Source organism: Hydrogenophaga sp. PML113 (assembly GCF_001777155.1).
GTDB lineage: Bacteria > Pseudomonadota > Gammaproteobacteria > Burkholderiales > Burkholderiaceae_C > Hydrogenophaga > Hydrogenophaga borbori.
Genome location: NZ_MIYM01000014.1, coordinates 43997 through 65281, shown reverse-complemented (window position 1 = coordinate 65281; position 21285 = coordinate 43997). Strand labels below are relative to the sequence as shown.

Annotated in this window: 20 protein-coding genes; 13 read left to right on the top strand and 7 right to left on the bottom strand. The window is 71.3% G+C overall.

The window, feature by feature from the left end:
• Window positions 1–28 precede the first annotated feature (28 nt).
• From BHU06_RS19890 to BHU06_RS19865, 6 genes are all read right to left on the bottom strand, one after another.
• Window positions 29–3244 (bottom strand): 2Fe-2S iron-sulfur cluster-binding protein, encoded by a 3216-nt coding sequence (locus BHU06_RS19890; RefSeq protein WP_070400959.1) that lies wholly within the window; start codon window positions 3242–3244, stop codon window positions 29–31.
• Window positions 3245–3297: 53 nt separating this feature from the next.
• A complete protein-coding gene (locus BHU06_RS19885) occupies window positions 3298–4317 on the bottom strand; it encodes a tripartite tricarboxylate transporter substrate binding protein (protein WP_070400958.1) in 1020 nt (339 codons plus the stop codon).
• Between the two features lie 44 nt (window positions 4318–4361).
• On the bottom strand, window positions 4362–5225 hold the full coding sequence (locus tag BHU06_RS19880; protein WP_070400957.1) for a class III extradiol dioxygenase subunit beta: 864 nt from the start codon (window positions 5223–5225) through the stop codon (window positions 4362–4364).
• Window positions 5218–5631, bottom strand: a complete 414-nt coding sequence (gene ligA / locus BHU06_RS19875; RefSeq protein WP_070400956.1) for a protocatechuate 4,5-dioxygenase subunit alpha — start codon at window positions 5629–5631, stop codon at window positions 5218–5220. The genes BHU06_RS19880 and ligA overlap by 8 nt, the downstream gene beginning before the upstream one ends.
• Window positions 5628–6809 carry a 4-hydroxybenzoate 3-monooxygenase gene (gene pobA, locus BHU06_RS19870; RefSeq protein WP_070400955.1) on the bottom strand — a complete coding sequence of 394 codons (1182 nt, stop codon included), beginning with the start codon at window positions 6807–6809 and terminating at the stop codon, window positions 5628–5630. The genes ligA and pobA overlap by 4 nt, the downstream gene beginning before the upstream one ends.
• A 145-nt stretch (window positions 6810–6954) precedes the next feature.
• Window positions 6955–7554: a TetR/AcrR family transcriptional regulator gene (locus BHU06_RS19865; protein ID WP_070400954.1), complete on the bottom strand. Its 600-nt coding sequence runs from the start codon at window positions 7552–7554 to the stop codon at window positions 6955–6957.
• 118 nt (window positions 7555–7672) lie between these two features.
• On the opposite strand from BHU06_RS19865, the gene BHU06_RS19860 reads away from it, so the two are divergent.
• Window positions 7673–8887 (top strand): MFS transporter, encoded by a 1215-nt coding sequence (locus BHU06_RS19860; RefSeq protein ID WP_070400953.1) that lies wholly within the window; start codon window positions 7673–7675, stop codon window positions 8885–8887.
• A 13-nt stretch (window positions 8888–8900) separates the two neighbouring features.
• On the opposite strand, the gene BHU06_RS19855 is transcribed toward BHU06_RS19860, so the two are convergent.
• Window positions 8901–9749: a LysR substrate-binding domain-containing protein gene (locus BHU06_RS19855; protein WP_254668205.1), complete on the bottom strand. Its 849-nt coding sequence runs from the start codon at window positions 9747–9749 to the stop codon at window positions 8901–8903.
• 279 nt (window positions 9750–10028) lie between these two features.
• On the opposite strand from BHU06_RS19855, the gene BHU06_RS19850 reads away from it, so the two are divergent.
• The 12 genes from BHU06_RS19850 to BHU06_RS19795 all read left to right on the top strand — a co-directional run bounded on the left by BHU06_RS19850 (window position 10029) and on the right by BHU06_RS19795 (window position 21077).
• Window positions 10029–10829, top strand: coding sequence for a transporter substrate-binding domain-containing protein (locus BHU06_RS19850; protein WP_070400951.1), 801 nt, complete (start codon window positions 10029–10031; stop codon window positions 10827–10829).
• A 136-nt stretch (window positions 10830–10965) separates the two neighbouring features.
• Entirely contained in the window at window positions 10966–12225 is a 1260-nt protein-coding gene (locus BHU06_RS19845) for a ribulose-bisphosphate carboxylase large subunit family protein (protein WP_070400950.1), read from the top strand.
• Window positions 12222–13586 carry a four-carbon acid sugar kinase family protein gene (locus BHU06_RS19840; protein WP_070400949.1) on the top strand — a complete coding sequence of 455 codons (1365 nt, stop codon included), beginning with the start codon at window positions 12222–12224 and terminating at the stop codon, window positions 13584–13586. The genes BHU06_RS19845 and BHU06_RS19840 overlap by 4 nt, the downstream gene beginning before the upstream one ends.
• Window positions 13587–13620: 34 nt before the next feature.
• The gene (locus BHU06_RS19835; protein ID WP_070400948.1) at window positions 13621–14412 is read left to right on the top strand and encodes an SDR family NAD(P)-dependent oxidoreductase; all 792 of its coding nucleotides are present in this window, start codon (window positions 13621–13623) and stop codon (window positions 14410–14412) included.
• 76 nt (window positions 14413–14488) lie between these two features.
• Window positions 14489–15127 carry an amino acid ABC transporter permease gene (locus BHU06_RS19830; RefSeq protein ID WP_070400947.1) on the top strand — a complete coding sequence of 213 codons (639 nt, stop codon included), beginning with the start codon at window positions 14489–14491 and terminating at the stop codon, window positions 15125–15127.
• A 14-nt stretch (window positions 15128–15141) separates the two neighbouring features.
• Entirely contained in the window at window positions 15142–15798 is a 657-nt protein-coding gene (locus BHU06_RS22655) for an amino acid ABC transporter permease (RefSeq protein WP_070400946.1), read from the top strand.
• Window positions 15799–15822: 24 nt separating this feature from the next.
• The gene (locus BHU06_RS22650) at window positions 15823–16593 is read left to right on the top strand and encodes an amino acid ABC transporter ATP-binding protein (RefSeq protein WP_070400945.1); all 771 of its coding nucleotides are present in this window, start codon (window positions 15823–15825) and stop codon (window positions 16591–16593) included.
• Window positions 16594–16625: 32 nt separating this feature from the next.
• Complete coding sequence (locus BHU06_RS19815) at window positions 16626–17168, top strand: L-threonylcarbamoyladenylate synthase (protein ID WP_217494362.1); 543 nt, start codon at window positions 16626–16628, stop codon at window positions 17166–17168.
• 133 nt (window positions 17169–17301) lie between these two features.
• Window positions 17302–17970, top strand: a complete 669-nt coding sequence (locus tag BHU06_RS19810) for a DUF3348 family protein (protein WP_070400944.1) — start codon at window positions 17302–17304, stop codon at window positions 17968–17970.
• Window positions 17967–19901, top strand: coding sequence for a hypothetical protein (locus tag BHU06_RS19805; protein WP_254668204.1), 1935 nt, complete (start codon window positions 17967–17969; stop codon window positions 19899–19901). Before BHU06_RS19810 ends, BHU06_RS19805 begins: the two co-directional genes overlap by 4 nt.
• Complete coding sequence (locus BHU06_RS19800; protein WP_070400971.1) at window positions 19901–20566, top strand: OmpA family protein; 666 nt, start codon at window positions 19901–19903, stop codon at window positions 20564–20566. Before BHU06_RS19805 ends, BHU06_RS19800 begins: the two co-directional genes overlap by 1 nt.
• Window positions 20559–21077: a DUF2894 domain-containing protein gene (locus tag BHU06_RS19795; RefSeq protein ID WP_070400943.1), complete on the top strand. Its 519-nt coding sequence runs from the start codon at window positions 20559–20561 to the stop codon at window positions 21075–21077. Before BHU06_RS19800 ends, BHU06_RS19795 begins: the two co-directional genes overlap by 8 nt.
• Window positions 21078–21285 lie beyond the last annotated feature (208 nt).

Below are 21285 nucleotides of genomic sequence, written 5' to 3'. Positions count from 1 at the left end.
GTTGGGGTGGCGGCGGGTGCCGCCTCGCTTACAGGTCCAGCACCACCTCCCCGTCCGCCTGCGCGGCGCGGGAGCAGCACAACACCATCCGGGACTTGCGCTGTTCCTTGCTGAGCACGAAGTCGCGGTGATCGACGTCGCCTTCGAGGTAGGGAACCGCGCACACGCCGCACAGCCCGTCGCTGCACTTGACGTCCACCTGCAGGCCGCCAGCGGCCAGGGCCTGCACCGCCGACTGGTCGGCGGCCACGGCGATGCGCTGGCCCGAGCGGGCCAGCCTGAGCTGGAAGGGCAGACGCTCGCGCGCCTCGGTCTCGGGCACCGAGAAGTACTCGCGGTGCAGGGCCTCCTCCGGCCAGCCGAAGCCCGTGGCGGTGTCGAACACCGCGTCCATGAAGGCCGCGGGGCCGCAGGTGTACACGTGGTGGCCGTCGCGGTAGTCGCGCAGCACGTCGGCGATGTCGAGCCGGCGCTCGTCGCTGAAATGAAAGTGCACCCGCTCGGCCCAGGGCATGGCCTGCAGTTCGGGGATGAAGGCGGCCTGGGCGCGCGTGCGCGACTTGTAGTACAGGTCGAAGTCCGCGCCCGCCGCGTGCAGCTCGTGGGCCATGGCGATCAGCGGGGTGACGCCGATGCCGCCAGCCAGCAGCACGTGCCGCTTCGCCGTGGCGATCACGGGGAAGTGGTTGCGCGGCTGGGAGATCACCACCTGCGCGTCCTGGCGCAGCATCTGGTGGATCTTCAGCGAGCCGCCGCGGCCCTGGTCCTCGCGCAGGATGCCGAGCAGGTAGCGCCCGCGGTCGGCCGGGTCGCCGGCCAGGCTGAACTGGCGGATGAACTCGGGCGTGATGGTGATGTCGATGTGCGCGCCGGCCTGCCACGCGGGCAGCGGCTGGCCGTCGCTGGACACGATCTCGAACAGGTCGATCTTGCCGTCGGCCGAGCTGGTCCAGCGGCGGCCGATGCGGGCCACCCGCACGGGCGACTCGTCCGTCAGGCGGCGCAGCGGCGGCACCAGGTTCTCCGTCTGGCCCTCGCGGATGCGCGCCTGGTACTGCGCCGGGCTCAGCAGGTTCTTGTAGGCCTCGATGCCGGCCTCGCGGTCCACCGGGCTGGGCATGGGCAGCGGCAGCGGCGCCAGCGGCGCGGGGTAGGCCGCGAGCGTCTGGTCCTCGTGCCTGATCTTGATGTGTTTGTTGAGGCCGCGCGTGTTCACCTCCTTGGCCGCCACCACCTTGCCGGTGCCGTCGTTGGTGATGTCCCACCACCACTTCTTGCGCGGGTTGATGACGCCGCGGTTGAGCGCGTCGTCCAGGCGCGCGAGCCACTGCGCGGCCACCGGCAGGTTCATGGCCGCCCAGCGGAAGGGCTTTTCCTGCACCAGGCCCGGCAGGTTCCAGGGGCAGGCCTTCATGCAGCGCCCGCACATGGAGCCGCCGAGGTTGGTCATGCGGTAGCGCGTGCACTTCTCGACGTCGGCTTTCCAGATCTCGTAGCCGTTGAACATCACCTTCGGGCCGGCGGAGATCGCGCCCGAGGGGCATTCGCGCGCGCACTTGTTGCACGACTCGCAGAAGTTCTGCAGGCCGAAGTCGATGGGCTTGTCGGGCTGGATCGGGAAGTCCGTGGTCATCACCCCGGTCTTGCTGCGCGGGCCCAGGAAGGGGTTGAGGATGGTCTCGCCGATGCGGCTGACCTCGCCCAGCCCCGCGAGCAGCACCAGCGGCGTCTGGATGACGTCGCTGTCGGCGGCGGAGTGGGCGGTGGCGCTGAAACCCAGGCCGCGCAGGTGGTCGCCCAGCACGCCGCAGACCAGGCCGGCGCGCATGTAGGTGCGCATCGACTGGGCGCTGGAGATCCAGTCGTCGCCCGAGGTGCCCTCCATGGTGTCGAAGCCCTGGTCGATCATCACCGTGGCCGCGAAGGGGTGGGCCACCGGCATCTCCGTGCCGTCCTGCCGGTGCGAGTACCAGACCCAGGCCGGCGCACGCGACAGGCCTGCGATGTCTGCGCCCAGGTAGTGCAGCGTGGCCTTCACCAGGTCGGCGTTGCGGACCGGGTCGGCGTAGCTGGCCTTGTGCGCCGCGGGCTCGCCCCGCTGCAGCACGGAGTAGACGTTCAGGGCCAGGCGCAACGCGGCCGCCAGCGGGGCCTTGGCCACCGAGTAGCCGTCCTTGGAGGCCTCCTGCGGCGCCTTGCCCAGGTCGCCGAAGGCCGCGCGCAGGAAGAACTCGCTGCTCTTGGGCACGCGCGGGATGCGGTCCTCGTCGATGAAGGTCGTGGTCTCGTCCACCCGCTTGAGCGTTTCCACCGGGTGCAGGCTGTCGCGGTAGTGGCGCTTGGCGAAGTCCACCGCGTTGGAGGCGTTCTTCTGGCTGGACGCGCCCAGCCACCAGCTCGGCCCGCGCGCGCGCCAGCGCTCGTTCAGGTTGGCCGGGGCCAGGGCCTCGTCGGGCTTGAGCGCGAGCGTGGTGGTGACCACGGCCAGGCCGAAGCGCGTGCCCACGAAGGGGTTGGTGAGCGCGCCGTCTTCCAGCCGCGCCAGCCCGGCGGAGACGGCCAGGCGGTTGAGGTGCACGTCGGTGGTGGTGGCCGTGTGGCTGCGCGCCTCGTGGCCCAGGATGCGCAGGTAGTTGGCCAGCACGGCCGCGGTCTCGGCGGCGCGCAGCGCGGCCCGCCAGTCCTGCATGCCGACGATCCACTCCGCGCCCGGTTCGTCCGCCGAGGGGTCGCGCGGGTGGGCCACCATCAGCACCAGGGCGTGCGTATGGTGCTCGACGCCGCGCGCGCACAGGTCCATGGAGCGCTTCATCTGGCGCAGCACCGCGTTCGGGTTGAAGCGCAGGCGCAGCTTGGTCTCGGACTGCTCGTAGGTGGTGGTGCGAAAGGCCGGGTGCTCCACGCGCTCGGCCAGCCGGTGGTCCGGCCCCAGCGCGCAGACGCCGGCGATGGAGGTGTCGAGGAAGTAGGCCGCCGACTTCAGGTGTTCGCTGCGCAGGCCCGGGCTGCCCGGGATCTCGGCGAGGTGGGGGTTGTGGTCGCCTTCGCGCACCTGGTCGAGCGCGCACATGAAGCGGCTGATGGAGCGCGCCAGCGTGGGCGCGGCGCCCTCGTCCGCGGGCGGACGCAGCGCGCCGGTGTCGACGATGCGGGACAGGTCCGGCGCGCCGGACAGGCGGCGCAGGCGCTCGCTGGGGAAGGCGCCCAGGTGCACCGGGCGGTCGTGGTGGGTGAAAAGGCGCATGACGGGTCCTCGGCCGCGCCCTGGCGCGGCCGTTGTGGGGAGACGGAAGGGGCTTACTCTTTGATGCCGCGTTCGCGAACGATCGCGCCGTAGCGCGCGCTGTCGCGGCGGATCAGGGCGCCGAACTCGGCCGCGCTCATGGGCGTGGCCTCGGCGCCGATGGCGGTGAACTGCTGCGCCACCTGGGGCTGGGCCAGCAGCTTGTTGATCTCGGCATTCAGCCGGTTGACGATGGCCGGCGGGGTGCCGGCCGCCGCGTAGATGCCGTGCGTGGTGCCGGCGTCGAAGTCGGCCATACCCAGCTCGTGGATGGTCGGCGTGTCGGGGAACAGCGGCGAGCGCTTGGTACTGCCCACGGCCAGCAGGCGCAGCCGGCCGGCGCGCACATGCTCCAGGGCGATGCCGGGGTCGAACAGGAACTGCGTGGTGCCGCCGAGCAGGTCCTGCAGGGCCGGCGAGGCGCCACGGTAGGGCACGTGCACCACGTTGATGCCGCTCTGCGCGCGCAGCATCTCGGTGGCCACGTGCGGCGCGCTGCCGGTGCCGGGCGAGCCGTAGGTCAGCTTGCCCGGGTTCGCCTTGGCGTAGGCCATGAACTCGCGGAAGTTGCCGAAAGGCTGGCGCGCGTCGGACACCAGGAACAGCTCGATGCGCGCGGCGGCGGCGACCGGCACCAGGTCCTTGTCGGGGTTGATGGGCACGCGCGGCAGCGTGTGCACCGAGATCGACATGGCGCTGCCCGAGGTCACCAGGAAGGTGTAGCCGTCGTTGGGCGCGCGCGCCACGGCCTCGGCCGCGATCATGCCGGTGACACCCGCGCGGTTCTCCACCACCACGGGCTGGCGCAGAGCCTGCGTGAGGCCGGGCGACAGGGCGCGGGCCACCACGTCGGGCGAGCTGCCGGGCGGAAAACCGACGATGAAGCGGATGGGCTTGGCCGGCCAGTCGCCCTGCGCCAGGGCCGAGGCCATGGTGGCGCAGCCCAGCAGAGCGGCCGCGGCGAGCTGGCGGCCCAGGCGGCGCATGAGCCCGTGTCGGGCGCGCGGCGTGGCGGGGGAATGGATTGGCGTCATGTCTTGTCTCCTTGTTGTTCGTGGGTCCGCGGGGTGGCGGGCGTCTAGGTGACGGGCGCTGGCGCGCGCTGCGCGTCCTCCAGCACCAGCAGGCCGTAGGCCGTGTTCGAGGCGGGCACGTGGTAGAAGCGGTGCACCACCTCGACCTGCGGCCGCAGGGCGCCGCGCATCACCAGCCACATCACGCACTCCAGGCCTTCCGAGCCCGCTTCGCGCAGCAGTTCCACGTGGTCGTGGGCGGCGGCCTGGTCGGGCGCGTCGACGAATTCGTCGAGCCAGCGCTGGTCGAACTCGGCGTTGATGAGGCCCGCGCGCTCGCCCTGCAATTGGTGCGACAGGCCGCCGGTGCCGATGACCGCGACGCGCAGGTTTCCAGGGAAGGACTCGACCGCGCGGCGGATGGCCTGGCCCAGCTTGAGGCAGCGCCGGCCGGTGGGTGGCGGGTACTGGATGACGTTCACGCACAGCGGGATGACGCGGCAGGGCCAGGCCTCGGGCTGGCCGAACAGCACCGACAACGGCACCGTCAGGCCGTGGTCCACCGTCATGTTCGAGGCGATGGTGATGTCGAACTCGTCCAGGATCAGCGACTCGGCCAGGTGCCACGACAGCTCGGGCGCGCCTTCCACGCGCGGCACCGGCCGCGGGCCGTAGCCCTCGTCGTGCGGCTCGTAATGCGAGGCCACGCCCAGCGCGAAGGTGGGCGTGAGCTCCAGGGAGAAACAAGAGGCGTGGTCGTTGTAGACCACGATGCAGACGTCGGGCCTGGCGCGCGCGATCCAGTCCCTGGCCGCCTGCATGCCATCAAAGACGGGCTTCCAGTAGGCGTCCTGCGTCTTGCCGTAGTCGACCGCGGCGCCGATCGCGGGCACGTGCGAGGTGCCCACGCCACCGATGAGCTCAGCCATGGCCCACCTCCGCGTTCTGGCGCAGGCTGCGCAGGCCCTCGGCCGAGCGGCCGCCCGAGACCATCATGCGGCGGAAGTCGTCCACCGTCATGCCGGTGCCCGACATGGCGGCGCCCACGTGCTGCATGCTCAGGCCGTCGAAGATGGCGAGCTTGAAGGTGTAGTAAATGTTGCCGCCCAGGCGCAGCAGGCCCAGCCAGTCGCGCATCAGCACGGCCTCGCGCTGGGCGTCGCTCAGGGGAAAACGCGCCAGGTAGTCGTTGGGGTTGGCGCGGAACTGGTCGCGGTGGGCCGCCACGTCCAGCGACTTGCAGAACATATTGAGCCAGTAGCCCTTGCGCTGGTGGGCGCCGTCGAACACGTAGGTGCCGGGGATGTCGTGGTAGTCGCGCGTGGCGGGGGTCATCGGGTCTGCTCCAGGGGAAGGCCGGCGTACTGCTCGGCGAGCGCCACTTGCGCGCTGTGCGAGGACTTCAGGAATTCGAGCTCGTACTCCTGGGTGCGCTGGTCGAAGGCGGTCGTGGTCGGGAAGCGGTGCAGCAGGTTGGTGAGGTACCAGGAGGTGCGCACCGAGTGCCAGACGCGCCGCAGGGCGGTGTCGCTGTAGCGCTCCAGCAGGTCCGAGCGGCCGGTCTCGTAGCGGCTGGCCAGGGCCCGGCTGAGGTAGTGCACGTCGGAGAAGGCCAGGTTGAGGCCCTTGGCGCCGGTGGGCGGGACGATGTGCGCGGCGTCGCCGGCCAGGAACAGACGGCCGTGGCTCATGGGCTCGGCCACGTAGCTGCGCAGCGGCGCGATGGATTTCTCGATCGAGGGGCCTTCCACGATCGCGGCGGCCAGGTCGGCGGGGAAGCGCGCCTTCAGCTCTTCCCAGAAGCGCTCGTCGGACCAGTCCTCGATCTTGGTGTCCAGCGGCACCTGGATGTAGTAGCGGCTCATCGTCGGGCTGCGCATGGACGCCAGCGCGAAGCCGCGCGGGTGGTTGGCGTAGACGATGTCGGGCAGCGGCGGGCGCGGCGTGAGGATGCCCAGCCAGCCGAAGGGATAGACCTTCTCGAACTCCTTGAGCACAGTGGCCGGAATGGCCTTGCGCGACACGCCGTGGAAGCCGTCGCAGCCAGCGATGTAGTCGCACTCGATGGTGGTGGTCTGGCCGTCGGCCTCGAAGCTCACGCGCGGCCGGTCGCTGTCGATGCCGTGCAGGGCGACGTTGGCCGCGCCGAAGACCAGGCTCGCCTGGCGGCGGTCGGCGGCCGCGAACAGGTCTTCCTGGATGCTGGTCTGGCCATAGGCCACGAAGCGCTTGCCAACGTGCTGGCGCACGTCGATGAAGAAGCCGCTGCGGCCGGCCCAGACGATCTTCATGCCGTCGTGCTCGTGGCCCTCGCGCTCCATGCGCTCGGCCAGGCCGTACTGGCGCAGCATGTCCACGGTGGTCTGCTCCAGCACGCCGGCGCGGATGCGCGACTGCACGTACTGGCGGGTCTGGCGCTCCACCACGACGCTGGCGATGCCGTGCTGGTGGAGGATCTCTGACAAAAGCATGCCCGCCGGGCCTGCCCCGACGATGGCGACTTGGGTTTTCATGAACGGTGGTGGGTGCCCTGTTGAAGTCGGCGGATGGTAGGAAGGCCCCCACACCCCAACAAGGCAGCGCGAAGCGATAGCAATCGCTTCGCGCGATCACCCCGGCGCCCATGGCGGGCCGCGGGGGCTCAGCGGACCGCGCCGCTCAGGCCGGGTCCGGCCGGCGCAGCAGGCCTTCGAGCAGGCGGCGAAAGCCCGCCACCGCCTTCTTCGACGTCGCCTCGGGATCGGGCGAGCTGGCGATCCAGGTCGCGGCGTGGCTGCTGGCGCCGTTGATCAGCCGGGCCATCGCCTCCGGGTCGGCGTCGATGAGCACACCGTCTTCCTTGAGCGCCGCCAGGCTGGCCGTCAGGCCCTCGATGCAGCTTTTGGCGCTGGGGCACTGCGACTGGTCGCCCAGCACGGCGGGCGCGTCGCGGAACAGGATGCGCTGGATCTCGGGCTCCAGCGCCATCTCGATGTAGGCGATCCACTCGTCCACCACGGCCTGCCAGCGGTTCGGCGCGCGCGCGGCGATGGCCTTCAGCCGCACCGACATCTCGGCGTCGATCTGGTCCACCACGGCTTGCAGCAGGCCCTTCTTGTCGCCGAAGTGGTGGTACAGCGCGCCGCGCGTGAGGCCCACGGCGGAGGTGAAGTCGTCCATGGACGCCTGCGCGTAGCCCACGCGGCCGAAGGCCTGGCGCGCGGCGGCGATCAGCTTGCCGCGGGTCTCGGCAATCATGTCCTGGCGGGCTCTTCGCATGGCTGGCTCCAATCAAACACATACAGAACGTACGTGAATTGACGTACGCAGCGTACGTCAATAACATGCATACGCCACGTATCTTATTGCCGTTCACCCCCGATCCAGGAGCTTTCCCGTGCCCAACCCCTATGCAAGGATATTCAGCGAGCCCGGCGCCAAGGGCTTTTCCATCGCCGCTTTCTTCGGCCGGCTGCCGCTGGCCATGGCGCCCATCGGCATCGTCGCCATGCTGTCCCAGACCCTGGGCGAGTACTGGCTGGCGGGCGCCGTCGCGGCCACGTACGGCCTGGGCAACGCCTTCCTGGCCCCGCAGATTTCGCGCCTGATCGACCGCTACGGCCAGACCGCGGTGGCGGCGCCGGCCGCCGCCGTGTCGGCCGCCGCCTTCGTGCTGCTGATCCTGGCCAGCCACTGGAACTGGCCGGCCTGGACGCTGTTCGCCACCGCCCTCGGCGCGGCCACGCTGCCCAGCATGTCGGCCATGGTGCGCGCGCGCTGGAGCGAGCTGTTTCGCGACCGGCCCGAGCTCAACACCGCGTTTGCCTTCGAATCCGCGGCCGACGAGCTGATCTACATCTCGGGGGCCTCGCTCTCGGTTGGCCTGGCCGCGGCCTGGTTCCCCGAAGCCGGCATGCTGGCCTCCACCGTGTTCATGGTCGGGGGCACGGCGGCCTTCCTGCTGCAACGCAAGACCGAACCCGCGGTGCGCGCGCCGCAGGCCGGCGGCCCCGCGGGCTCGGCGATCCGGCAGCGCCCGGTGCAGATCATCACCCTCGCCCTGGTCTTCGTCGGCGCCACCTTCGCCACGGCCGAGGTCAGCGCCATCGCCATCACCAAGGCGCTGGGCCAGCCCGGCGCCGCCAGCCTGGTGATCGGCGTCTACGCGGTCGGCTCTTTCGTGCTGGGGCTGGTGCTGGGCGCGCTCAACCCGCGCCTGGCACTGCACCGCCAGCTGCTCATCGCCGTGGGCGTGCTGGCCCTGACCTCGCTGCCGCTGCTGGTGGCGGGCTCGTCGGTCGCCCTGCTCGCGACCGCCGTGTTCCTCAGTGGCGTGGCGATCTCGCCCACCTTCATCACCGCCTTCGGCCTGATCGAGCGCCGCGTGCCGGCGTCCATGCTGACCGAGGGCGTGACCTGGGTGATGACGGGCATCGGCATCGGCATGTCCCTGGGCGCGTTCGTGTCGGGCTGGGTGGTCGACCACTTCGGCCCGCAGAACGGTTTCTGGGTGTCGGTGGTCGCCAGCCTCGCCGCGGCCCTGACCATCGCGCTGGGGCAGCGCGCGCTGGCGGGTGAGCGCGCGGCGCCTGGGCGGCTCGCGGTGTCTTGACCAACGCAGCCCCTCACTCCATGCGCTCGCGGATCCACCGCGCCAGCTTGCGCACGTCGTCGCGCAGGCGCTCGTGCGGCGCGATCCACAGGTTGAGCGTGTACGGGCTCTGGATGAAACCGAAGGGCGCCACGAGCTGGCCCGACTCCAGCTCCTTCTCCACCAGGTAGCGCGGCACGAGCGCCACGCCCAGCTGGGACACCGCCGCCTCGATCACCAGATAGAAGTGTTCGTAGCGCTCGTGCGGCGTGAGGCCGATGTCCTCGCAGTTCATCAGCGCCACCCACTCCTTCCAGGCGTAGGTGCGCGTCGCGGTTTCCAGGATGCGGGCGCGCGTCAGCGAGGCGATGGAGGAGATGCCGATGCGCGCTAGGTACTCGGGGTGGCACACCGGGCCGATCTGCTCGTGCTGCAGCGGCTCGATCACCACGTCCTGCGGCGGGCGGTTCATGCTGGTGCGGATGGCCAGGCTGATCTGGTCCTGGATGAAGTCCACCTCGCCGTGGCTCATGTTGAGCCGGATCTCCACGCTGGGGTTGGCGCGCTTGAACTCACTCAGACGCGGGATCAGCCACTTCATCATGATGGTGGCGGAGCACGACAGCGTGAGTGGCCCGGGCGCCAGCCGCGCCACCGCCTCGCGCATCAGGCGAAACGCCTCCGTCAGTTGCCCCGCCAGGGCCGCGCCCTCCGGCGTGGGCGCCACGGAGCGCGGCAGGCGCACCAGCAGGGGCACGCCGAACTGGTCTTCGAGCAGGTGCACGTGCCGGCTGATCGCACCGTGCGTGACGAACAGCTCGTCCGCCGCGGCCGTCATGGACCCCAGGCGGGCCGCCGCCTCGAAGGCGCGCAGGGAGGTCAAGGGCAGGCGCTGGCGGGCATCGCCCCCGGCCGCAAGCGGTTGAGCTGTCATAAAAACTCACAGGTAGGGACGAACAAATGGAATGTCAGTCGGGGCGAGTCTGACTAGACTGCCGTCAATTTCCCAGCATTTGCCGTCAACGCAATGGGAAATTTCAGGGTTAACCCTGAACAACGAGCGCGCAGCTGTCAGATTTTGACCGCAAAAGCCCAGTGTCCGGGCCGCGCGTGTGCATCCCATTCCGCAGGCCATCCGGCCTCAACGACCAGGAGACAAAACATGAACATCAACCGCCGTCACGCCAGCGCCCTCGTCGCGGCCCTCGGCCTCGCGCTCGCCCTGCCCGCCAGCGCGGACGTTCTGGCCAACATCAACAGCCGCAAGAAGCTGCGCGTCGCCACCGACATGGGCATCCCGCCCTTCGGCATGCTCGACGGCTCGCTGCAGCCCACCGGTTCCGACGTCGAGGTGGCGCGCGCGCTGGCCGCCGACTGGGGCGTGGAGGTGGAGTTCATCAACACCACCGGCCCCACGCGCATCCCCAACGTCAACACCGACAAGGCCGACGTGGTGATCTCCTCGCTCTCCGTCACCGAAGAGCGCGCCAAGGTGGTGGACTTCACCAAGCCGTATTCCTTCATCCGCACCACGGTGATCGCGCCGGTGGCCGACAAGAGCGTGAGGGACTGGGGCGACCTGAAGGGCAAGTCCATCGCCGTGGTGCGCAGCACCATGCAGGACGTGGAGCTGACCGCCCGCGCCTCGGCCCTGGGCATCAACGTGGTGCGCTTCGACGACGACGCCACCGTCATCACGGCGGCCCTGTCGGGCCAGGCCACCTACGTGGGCCTGGGCGACCCGCAGATGAAGGCCATCAACCAGCGCGCGGGCGCCAAGCCCTTCGAGGCCAAGCTGGTGATCAAGCAGTTCCCGATCGCCATGGGCGTGAAGAAGGGCGAGCCCGCGCTGCTGGCCAAACTGAACGAGTGGATCGCGGTCAACGCCAAGAGCGGCAAGCTCAACGCGCTCTACCGCAAACACCACGGCGTCGACGTGCCCGCCGAGCTCCTGCAGCCCTAAGCCACGGACCCCTGTGCGGGGCCGGACCCCGCACACGCCCCGCCGATTCTTCTTTTTCCTGGCGCCCGCGCACGGACGCGCGGGCGCGCCATGGGCCTTCGCCCGGCAAGCCATCCGACCCACCCCTGGAAACGCCATGCAGCAGCACCGTATTGAAGCGGACTACCTCCTCGAGACCCCGGACGACCCGGAGCGCGTGGCGGCCACCATCGCCGGGGAGCAATCCAGCGGCACCTTCGTCCGCGTGCCGGGCGAAACGCCCGAGCTGCTCGAGCGCGCGGCGGCGCGGGTGGAGAGGCTGGAGGTGATCGAGCGTTTCACCGGCGCGCGCGCGCTGCCCACCTCGACACCGACACCCGCTGGCGAGCGCCTGGTCCGCGCCCGGCTCACGCTCTCCTGGCCGCTGGCCACGCTGGGGCCTTCCCTGCCCAACCTGATGGCCACGGTGGCGGGCAACCTGTTCGAGCTGCGCCAGGTGAGCGGCCTGCGCCTGCTCGACATCCGCCTGCCCCAGCCCTTCGCCGCCGCCTACCCGGGGCCCAAGTTCGGCGCCGAGGGCACGCGCCGGCTGACCGGGGTGAAGGGACGCCCCCTCATCGGTACCATCATCAAGCCCAGTGTCGGCTTCTCCGCCGAGGACACGGCGGCCCTGGTGGCCCAGCTCTGCGCCGCCGGCATCGATTTCATCAAGGACGACGAACTGCAGGCCGACGGACCCAACTGCCCGTTCAACGAGCGCGTGGCCGCGGTGATGCGCGAGGTGAACGCCAGCGCGGACCGCACCGGCAAGAAGCCCATGTACGCCTTCAACCTCACCGGCGACGTCGAGGAGATGAAGCGCCGCCACGACGTGCTGCTCGCGCACGGCGCGACCTGCCTGATGGCCAGCATCAACTCCGTGGGCCTGGCGGGCATGATCGAACTGGCGAAGTTCTCGCAGTTGCCCATCCACGCGCACCGCAACGGCTGGGGCTACCTGTCGCGCCACCCGCTGCTGGGCTGGTCGTTCACCGCGTGGAGCAAGATCTGGCGCCTGGCCGGCGCGGACCACATGCACGTCAACGGCCTGGCCAACAAGTTCTCCGAGCCCGACGACAGCGTGATCGCGTCGGCGCGCGCCTGCCTCGAGCCGCTGTTCGCGGACAAGCCCTGCACCGTGATGCCCGTGTTCTCCTCGGGCCAGGGCGTCACGCAGGTGCCGGGCACCTACGCGGCCGTCAACACCACCGACCTGATCGTCACCGCCGGCGGCGGCATCCTGGCCCATCCGCAAGGCCCGGGCGCCGGCGTGAGCGCCCTGCGCGAAGCCTGGGACGCGGCGCTGCAGGGCGTGCCACAGGCCGACTACGCGCGCACCCACCCCGCGCTGCAATCGGCGATGGAGGCCGCGGCGTGAGCGACGCCCGTGCGCTCCCCCCGGGGCCGCTGATCGCCTTCTATGGCGACGACTTCACGGGCTCGTCGGCGGCCATGGAGGTGCTGGCCTTCGCGGGGCTCGAGACCATCCTGTTTCTCGCGTCGCCCACGCAGGAACGCCTGGCCCGTTTCGCGCACTACCGCGCCATCGGCGTCGCGGGCGTGGCGCGCTCGCGACCGCCCGAGTGGATGGACGAGCACCTGCCCCCCGTCTTCGAGCAACTCGCCGGCATCGGCGCGCCCGTCGTCCACTACAAGGTGTGTTCGACCTTCGACTCGGCGCCCCACATCGGCAACATCGGCCGCGCGGCCGAGATCGCCCGGCGGCGCTTCCCGGGATGGATCCCGCTCGTGGTGTCGGACCCCGGCATGGGCCGCTTCCAGGCCTTCGGCAACCTGTTCGCGCACGCCAACGGCGTGGGCTACCGGCTCGACCGCCACCCCACCATGGCGGCCCACCCCACCACGCCCATGCACGAGGCCGACCTGGGCCGCCACCTGGCCACGCAGACCGATCTGCGCGTGGGCCTGGTGGATTTCGCCAGCATGAAACGCGGCCGGGCCGATGCACTGTTGGCGCAGGAGATCGAACGCGGCGCGGCCATCGTCTCGGTGGACGTGCTGGACCCCGAAACCCTGCGCGAGGCCGGCCGCCTGATCTGGGAACGGGGCGCGGCGCAGCAGTTCGTGCTGGGCTCGCAAGGCGTCGAGCAGGCGCTGGTGGCGCACTGGCGCGCGGCCGGGCTGATGCCGCTCCCCCCGGCCAGCGTCGGCTGCGCCCGCGTGGAGCGCCTCGCGGCCGTGTCGGGTTCGGTGTCGCCGATCACGGCGGCGCAGATCGAGCACGCCTGCGCGCGGGGCTTCGAGCCCATCGTGCTGGACGCGCGGCTGGCGGTCCACGAGCACTGGCTGGCCGCCGAGGTGCAGCGCGTGACCGCGCTGGGCCGCGAGGCCATCGCGCGGGGCCGCGACCCGCTGGTCTTCACCGCCACCGGCCCCGACGATCCGCGCGTGGCCGCGTTCCGCGAGGCCGTGCGGGCCAGTGGCACGCCGATCGCCGCCGTCAACGACCGGCTCGGCGCCGCGCTCGGCGACATCCTCAACGCCCTGGTGCGCCAGTGCGGCCTGCGGCGCGTTGTCATCTCCGGCGGCGACACCTCCAGCCACGCGGCCTCGCGCCTGGGCATCGACGCGCTGACCGCCATCGCGCCGCTGTCGCCGGGCGTGCCGCTGTGCCGCGCCCATTCGCCCGACCCCGCCATCGACGGCCTGGAGATCGCCCTCAAGGGCGGCCAGACCGGCGCCCCCGACTTTTTCACGGCGGTCAGAGACAAGCACTGAGCCGCCGCCCACCCTCACCACCACAGGACCCTCCATGAGACTGCAAGCAAAGATCGCCCTCATCACCGGCGGTGCCCGCGGCATCGGCTTCGCCATCGCCACGGCCCTGGCGCGCCAGGGCGCCGTCATCGCCATCGCCGACATCAACCCCCAGGGCGCCAACGCCGCGGCCGCCAAGCTGCGCGAGGCCGGCGCACAGGCCCATGGCTTCGTGGTCGACGTGGCCGATCCGCGCTCGGTGGAGACGCTGCTCAAGGACGTCACCACCCAGCTCGGCCGGCTCGACATCCTCATCAACAACGCCGGCATCGGCGGCAACACCCCGTTCCTGGACATCACGCTGGAGAACTGGAACCGCACCATCGCCATCAACCTCACCGGCGCCTTCATCGTGGCGCAGGCCTGCGCCCGGCGCATGGTGGCGCAGGGCCACGGCGGCAAGATCATCAACATCGCCTCGCTCTCGGGCCAGCGCGGCGGCAACGGCCGCGGCGCCTACGGCGCGGCCAAGGCCGGCCTGGAGCTGCTCACCAAGGTGATGGCGGTCGAGCTGTCGCCACACGGCATCAACGTGAACAACATCGCGCCCGGCGCCATCGAGACCGAGATGGCCGCGACCGCGCACGACGCCGCCACGCGCAGCGCCTACAACTACCTGGTGCCCATGGTGCGCTACGGCACACCCGAGGAAATCGGCGACGCGGCCGTGTTCCTGTGCTCGGACGAAGCGCGCTACGTGCAGGGCCACACGCTCAACGTCGACGGCGGCTTCCGGGCGGCCGGCCTGATGTTCGGCGACCGCAAGGCGCCCGCCGTTCCGGCCTGATCCCGCGCGCGCGGGCAACCCCATCGGAGGCACGACGGTGACCCTGGACTTCACTCCCATCCTCGAACGATGGCCGATGCTGCTGGACGGTGCGCTGGTGACGCTGCAGCTGGCCGCCGCCGCCACCCTGCTGGGGTTCGTGATCGGCACGCTCTGCGCCATCGGCCGCAATTCGAGCGTGCGCTGGCTGTCGGCGCTGTGCGCGGGCTACGTGGAGGGCATCCGCAACACCCCGTTCCTGGTGCAGATCTTCCTCGTCTTCTTCGGCCTGTCCTCGGTCGGCATCACGATGAGCGCCTTCTCGGTGGCCATCATCGCGCTCACCATCAACGTGGGCGCGTACACGGGCGAGATCATGCGCGCCGGCTTCAACTCGGTGCACGCGGGCCAATGGGAAGCGGCCGAGTGCCTGGGCCTGTCGCGCGCCCAGGTGTACTGGCACGTGGTGCTGCGCCCGGCCGTGGAGCGCGTGTACCCCTCGCTCACCAGCCAGTTCATCCTGCTGATGCTGGCCTCCTCCATCACCTCGCAGATCTCGGTGGCCGAGCTCACCGGCAACGCCAACTACATCCAGGGCGTCTCGTTCCGGCCGATGGAGACCTACATCACGATCGGCTTCATGTACTTCGGCCTGGCGCTGGTCATGCGGCTCGGGTTCTGGCTGCTCGGCCTGGTGATCTTTCCGCGCCGCCGCCGCCTCGGCACGCCGCTCTGAAGGGAGACAGAACGATGCCCACCTTTGGTCTTGTCCACGTTCAATTCCTGCTCCAGGGCGCGCTGTGGACGGTCGCGCTGTCGGCCTGCGCCTTCATCGGCGGCGGCCTGATGGGGCTGCTGATCGCGCTGTGCCGCGTCTCGCGCTTCGCCTGGCTGCGCGCCATCGCGGCGGCCTACATCCAGATCGTCCAGGGCGTGCCGCTGCTGGTGATCATGTTCGCGGGCTACTTCGGCCTGCCGGCGCTGGGCCTGGCGGTGTCGCCGCTGATGGCGGCCACGCTGTCCATGACGATCTGGGTCGGCGCTTACCTCGGCGAGTTCTGGCGCGGCAGCATCCAGTCGGTGCCCAAGGCGCAGTGGGAGGCGGCCGAGTGCCTGGCGCTGAGCCGAACGCAGCGCATGTTCAAGGTGATCATCCCGCAGGCCATCCGCAACGCCACGCCGGGCACGGTGGGCTTCATGGTGCAGATCGTCAAGAACACCTCGCTGGCGTCGGCGGTGAGCTTCGTCGACCTGACGCGGGCCGGCCAGCTCATCAACAACTCCACCTTCCAGCCCTTCATCACCTTCGTGGTCGTGGCGCTGATCTCCTTTCTGCTCTGCTATCCGCTGTCGGCCCTGAGCCGGCGGCTGGAGCAACGCATGGCGCGCGGCATGCTCAGCGCGTGAGCTTTCCCCATGAAAGAAGACCTTATGACTGACCTTGTCCCGACCGCCGCCGGCGCCGCCGATTCCGCGAACGACATCGTGGTGCTGCGCGATGTGCACAAGAGCTTCGGCCAGATCGAAGTCCTCAAGGGCGTGAGCTTTCAGGTCAAGCGCGGCGAGGTCACGGTGCTCATCGGCAAGTCCGGCTCCGGCAAGAGCACCGCGCTGCGCTGCATCGACCGGCTCGAAAAGGTGAACCGCGGCCACATCCAGGTGTGTGGCCACGTGCTCACCGACCCCACGCTGGACCTGCGCCAGCTGCGCCTGGACGTGGGCATCGTGTTCCAGAGCTACAACCTGTTCCCGCACCTGACGATCGGCGAAAACATCATGCTCGCGCCGCGCAGCGTGAAGAAGCTGGGCAAGGCACAGGCCATCGCACTCGCCCAGGAGTGCCTGGGCCAGGTCGGCCTGTCGGAGAAGTTCGACGCCTACCCCGAGCAGCTGTCGGGCGGCCAGCAGCAGCGCGCGGCCATCGCCCGCTCGCTCGCGATGCAACCCAAGGTGATGCTGTTCGACGAAGTGACCTCCGCGCTCGACCCACAGCTCACCGGCGAGGTGCTGCGCGTCATCGAAGGCCTGGCCGACAAGGGCATGACCATGGTGATGGTCACGCACGAGATGAACTTCGCCCGCAAGATCGCGGACCAGTTGGTCTTCATGCACCAGGGCAAGGTCTGGGAGGTGGGCCCGGCGGACGTGCTCGACCACCCCCAGACCGAGGAGCTGCGGGACTTCCTGGGGCACGACCTCTGAGCCGGCGGCGTTCGCCCGCGCCCCTGGAGGCGGTGGCCGACGCGGTCCGCCGCGGTGGCGTGGTCGCCTACCCCACCGAGGCGGTGTTCGGCCTTGGCTGCGACCCCTTCAACACGGCGGCGGTGCAACGCCTCTACCGGCTCAAGCGGCGCCCCACCACGCAGGGCTTCCTGCTCATCGCCGCGAGCGAGGCGCAGCTCGGCCCCTTCGTGGACTGGGCGCGGCTGGCCCCCGGGGCGCTGGCCGAGGTGCGCGCCACCTGGCCCGGACCCCACACCTGGGTGCTGCCGCGCGCGGCGAGCGCGCCCGCGGTGGTGGCGGGCGCGCACCAGGGCATCGCGGTGCGCGTCACCGCCCATGGCCCGGCGGCCGACCTGTGCCGGGCCGTCGGCGGCGCGCTGGTGTCCACCAGCGCGAACCGGCACGGCCAACCCGCCGCCCGCAGCGTGGACGAACTGTGGCAACAGTTCGCCGGCGCGGACCTCGACGCCCTGCTCGACCTGCCCCTGGGCGGCCTCGACCGGCCCACCCCGATCCGCGACGCCCTGAACGGGCGCAGCCTGCGCGGCGCCTAGCGCCAGCGGCCCGCGCACCGGCGCGGCCTCGCCATCCGGCCCCGCGCCCGGGTAGAGGACAATGCGGGGCGCTCGCGCCCCCCATTCACCCGCCTGTTAGACCCCCGCGCCCCTGAGGGCGCCACCGACCGTTTTGCGCAGCCGATCCCACCGCTCCGCCCTGGTGCGCCAGCTCGCCGGGTACCTGCCCGCGCCGGCCGAGGCCCCCCGGCGCGACCTGGCCGAGCGCCTGGCCGAATGGCTGGACGTGCGCGACGCCATCGCCCTGCACGCGGCCCACCAGGCCTTGCCTTCGGCGGCGGCGCCACCGCGCCCGCCCGGCCGCACCCACGCCGCCCAGCTGCGGGCCGGGCTGCAGGGCCTGCGCACCACGCTGCAGCAAGGCATCGCCGCGCCGCCCCGGCAACCGATCGGCGCCGACGACAGCCACTTCGGCACCATCCACCAGCGCTACCTCGACCAGCAGCGCCGCATGGAAACCGGCATCGGCGCCTTTCGCGCCCATGTTCGGCAGGCGCTGGCCGCCGCCTCGCCCCGGCTGGCGCGGCTGGCCGCGCTGGACGCCACCCTGGACCAGCTGATCGGCGGGCGCGAGCAGCGGCTGCTGTCCGGCGTGCCCGCCTTTCTCAAGGCGCGCTTCGAGCAGCTGCGCCAGACCCCGTCAGACGCCTGGCCCGCGGTGTTCGAGCAGGAGCTGCGGCAGGCCCTGCTCGCCGAACTCGATCTGCGCCTGCAGCCGGTGACCGGCATGATCGAAGCGCTGGGACAGTCCCGCGCTTCCCCCTCCATCGACACCCCGTGAACCGCCTTTCCGTGAACCGACTGTTCTTCGTCTCCGCCTTCGTCCTTGGCCTGCTGTCCGTCGTCTGGATCGGCGCGGGCTTCGTGGGGTCCAGCGGCCTGGCCCTGGCCATGACCGCGCTCATCGGCGGCGTGTACCTCATGGGCGCGCAGGAGATCCGGCGCTACCGGCAGGCCACCGCGGCGCTGTCCCAGGCGCTGGCCCAGGTGCCCCAGCCCCTGGCCGCGCTCGAGGACTGGCTGGCCCGCGTGCCGCTCCCCCTGCGCGACGCGGTGCGCCAGCGCATCGAAAGCGAGCGCGGCGCCCTGCCCGGCCTGGCGCTCACGCCCTACCTCATCGGCCTGCTGGTGATGCTGGGCATGCTCGGCACCTTCCTCGGCATGGTGCTCACCTTCAAGGGCGTGGTGTTCACGCTCGAAGGCTCGGCCGACCTGCAGGCCATCCGCTCGGCGCTGGCCGCGCCCATCAAGGGCCTGGGCCTGGCCTTCGGCACCTCGGTGGTGGGCGTGGCCACCTCGGCCATGCTGGGCCTGATGTCGGCCATCGCCCGGCGCGAGCGCGCCGAGGCGGCGCGCCAGCTCGACGCGCGCGCGGCCACGGTGCTGCGCCCGTTCTCGCTCGCGCACCAGCGCCAGGCCACCGTCGACGCCCTGCAGCAGCAGGCCAGCGCCCTGCCCGCGGTAGCGGACCGGCTGCAGTCGCTCATGGAGCGGATAGAACAGCGCAGCCAGCAGCTCGACGAGCAATTGCTGGCGCGGCAGGCCCAGTTCCTGGCGGCGTCGGGCGAGGCCTACGGCGGGCTGGCCCGCTCGGTGGAGCAGTCGCTGCGCCACAGCCTGGACGCCAGCGCGCGGGCCGCTGGCGAAGGCGTGCAGGCCGCGGTGGACAAGGCCATGAATGCCCTCACCCAGCAAGCCACGCGGCAGCACGAGCGCGTCGACGCCCTGGTGCGCACGCAGCTGCAGGGCCTGGACCAGGCGCTGGTCGCCTTCACCACCACCTTCGAGCAGCGCAGCGGCGCCCTGCTCGCCCAGGTGCAGGACACGCTGGGCCGCTCGCAGGCCGAGCACAGCGCGGCCGAGCGCGAGCGCCAGTCCACTTGGGCCGCCGCCCTGCAGGACACGGCCACCGCCATGCAGGACGAATGGCGCCGGCTCGGGGCGCAAACCCTGGCGCAGCAGCAGGCCGTGGCGCAGACCCTGCAGGACACGGCGACCCGCTGGCGCGAGGAACTCGCCGGCCTGCGCGGCGAAGAGGCGGCGCGCGGCGAGGCCGCCGTGCAGCGGCTGGGCGAGCTGCAGGCCTCGCTGACTCAGCAGCTGTCCACGCAGCTCGCCAGCCTGGCCCGCGCGCTCGAGGCGCCCCTGGCGCGCCTGATCGAGACGGCCGCCGAAGCGCCCCGGGCCGCCGCCGAGGTGATCGCGCGGCTGCGCCAAGACATGAGCCAGCTCACCGAGCGCGACAACAGCGCCCTGCAGGAGCGCGCCACGCTGATGCAGCACATCGACGCCCTTCTGCAGTCCGTGCAGCAGGCCACCACCGAGCAGCGCGCGGCCATCGAATCGCTGGTCGGCTCGGCCGGCGCCGTGCTCGACCGGGTGGGCCGCCAGTTCGCCGACACCGTGGGGGCGCAGGCCGTGCGCGCCGACGAGGTGGCCGCGCAGGTCGGCGCCAGCGCCATCGAACTGGCCAGCCTGGGCGAGGCCTTCAACCACGGGGTGGCGCTGTTCAGCCGCTCGCAGGAGGCGCTCATCGACAGCCTGCAGCGCGTCGAGGGCGCCGTCACGCAATCGGTCGCGCGCAGCGACGAGCAGCTCGCCTACTACGTGGCCCAGGCCCGCGAGGTGATCGACCTCAGCATCAGCGCGCAGCAGGGCATCGTGGAAGACCTGCGCCGCCTGCGCGCGCCACCCGGGGGGACGGCCGCATGATGGCCGGCCTGGACGAACGCCCCGACGACACCGAGGGCGGCGGGCACGGCGCGCCGGTGTGGGCCGTGTTCGGCGACCTCATGTCCGGCCTGGTGGGCGCCTTCGTGCTCATCCTCGTCGGCGTGCTCGTGGTGCAGATGGACCTGGTGAACAGCCTGCAGGCCGAGGTGCGCAAGCGCGAACAGGAAGAACAGCGCCGCATGGCCCTGGAGAAGGCCCTGGCCATTCCGCTGCAGAACGGCCGCGTGACGCTGGACAACGGCCGCATCGGCATCAGCGGCAGCGTGCTGTTCGCGCTCAACTCCGACGAGCTGCGACCCGAGGGGCGGCAGATCCTGAAAAGCCTGGTGCCGCCGCTGCAGGTCTACCTGGGCGAGCGCGACGAGATGCTGATGGTCAGCGGCTTCACCGACGACCGCCCGGTGCAGGCGAGCAACCAGCGCTTCGCCGACAACCTGGAGCTCTCGGCGCAGCGCGCGCTCACGGTCACGCGCGCCCTCATCCAGGAAGGCATGCCGCCGCAGCGCGTGTTCAGCGCCGCCTTCGGCGCCGAACAGCCCGTGGCCTCCAACGCCGACGAGAAAGGTCGCGCGCTCAACCGCCGCGTGGAAATGGCGCCGGTGCCCAAGGCCGGCCACGGCGGCCAGGGAGCGAAGCGTGACTGACGCCGAGGCCGTGCGCGCCCACTACCGGGCGGCGCTGGCGCGCCGCATGCCAACCGCCCCCGAGGCCGTGCAGCGCCGGCTGATGGTGACGCTGGCCTCGCTGCCACCGGCCGAGGCCGCGGCGGACGAGCCGGCGCCGGTCGAGCGCGCGCTTCGCCCGCGCTCGAAGCCGCCGCTCACGCCCCTGGCCCAACTCAACCAGCACATCGGGCAGCGCACCCGGCCGGCCGGCACGGCGCGGCCTGAGCTGCGCAGCGCGCAGGCCTTTCACGACAGCTGGGCGCGCCTCTGCGCCGAAGACGAGGTGGCGCAGGCCGTGCAACGCGGCCCCGAGGCCGCCGGCCCGCTCAATTCGCACATGCTCGTGCTGCGCACCCTGAGCCTGCTGAGCGAACTCTCGCCCGACTACCTGCACCGCTTCATGGTGCACACCGACACGCTGTTGTGGCTCGACGAGGCAAGCGCCCGGCCCAAGCCCGCTGCCGCGGCCAAGGCCCGGAAGGCCCGTTGAAGCGGAGGGTGTCGAGCGGCGCTGCGAGGCGGCCCAAGCGGGCGGCCTCCCGGGTGGGCTCGCCTGGGCCCTGACCCGGCCGCCACCCGCCGGGCGGTGGCGACCGCGGCGCGACCGCCACCGTTCTTGACCAGCGTCAAAGCGCGCCGGTCGCCGCTGGCCAAAGATACCTTGAGCGCCAGGCGGCTCCCTTGCCATCCGGCAGGGC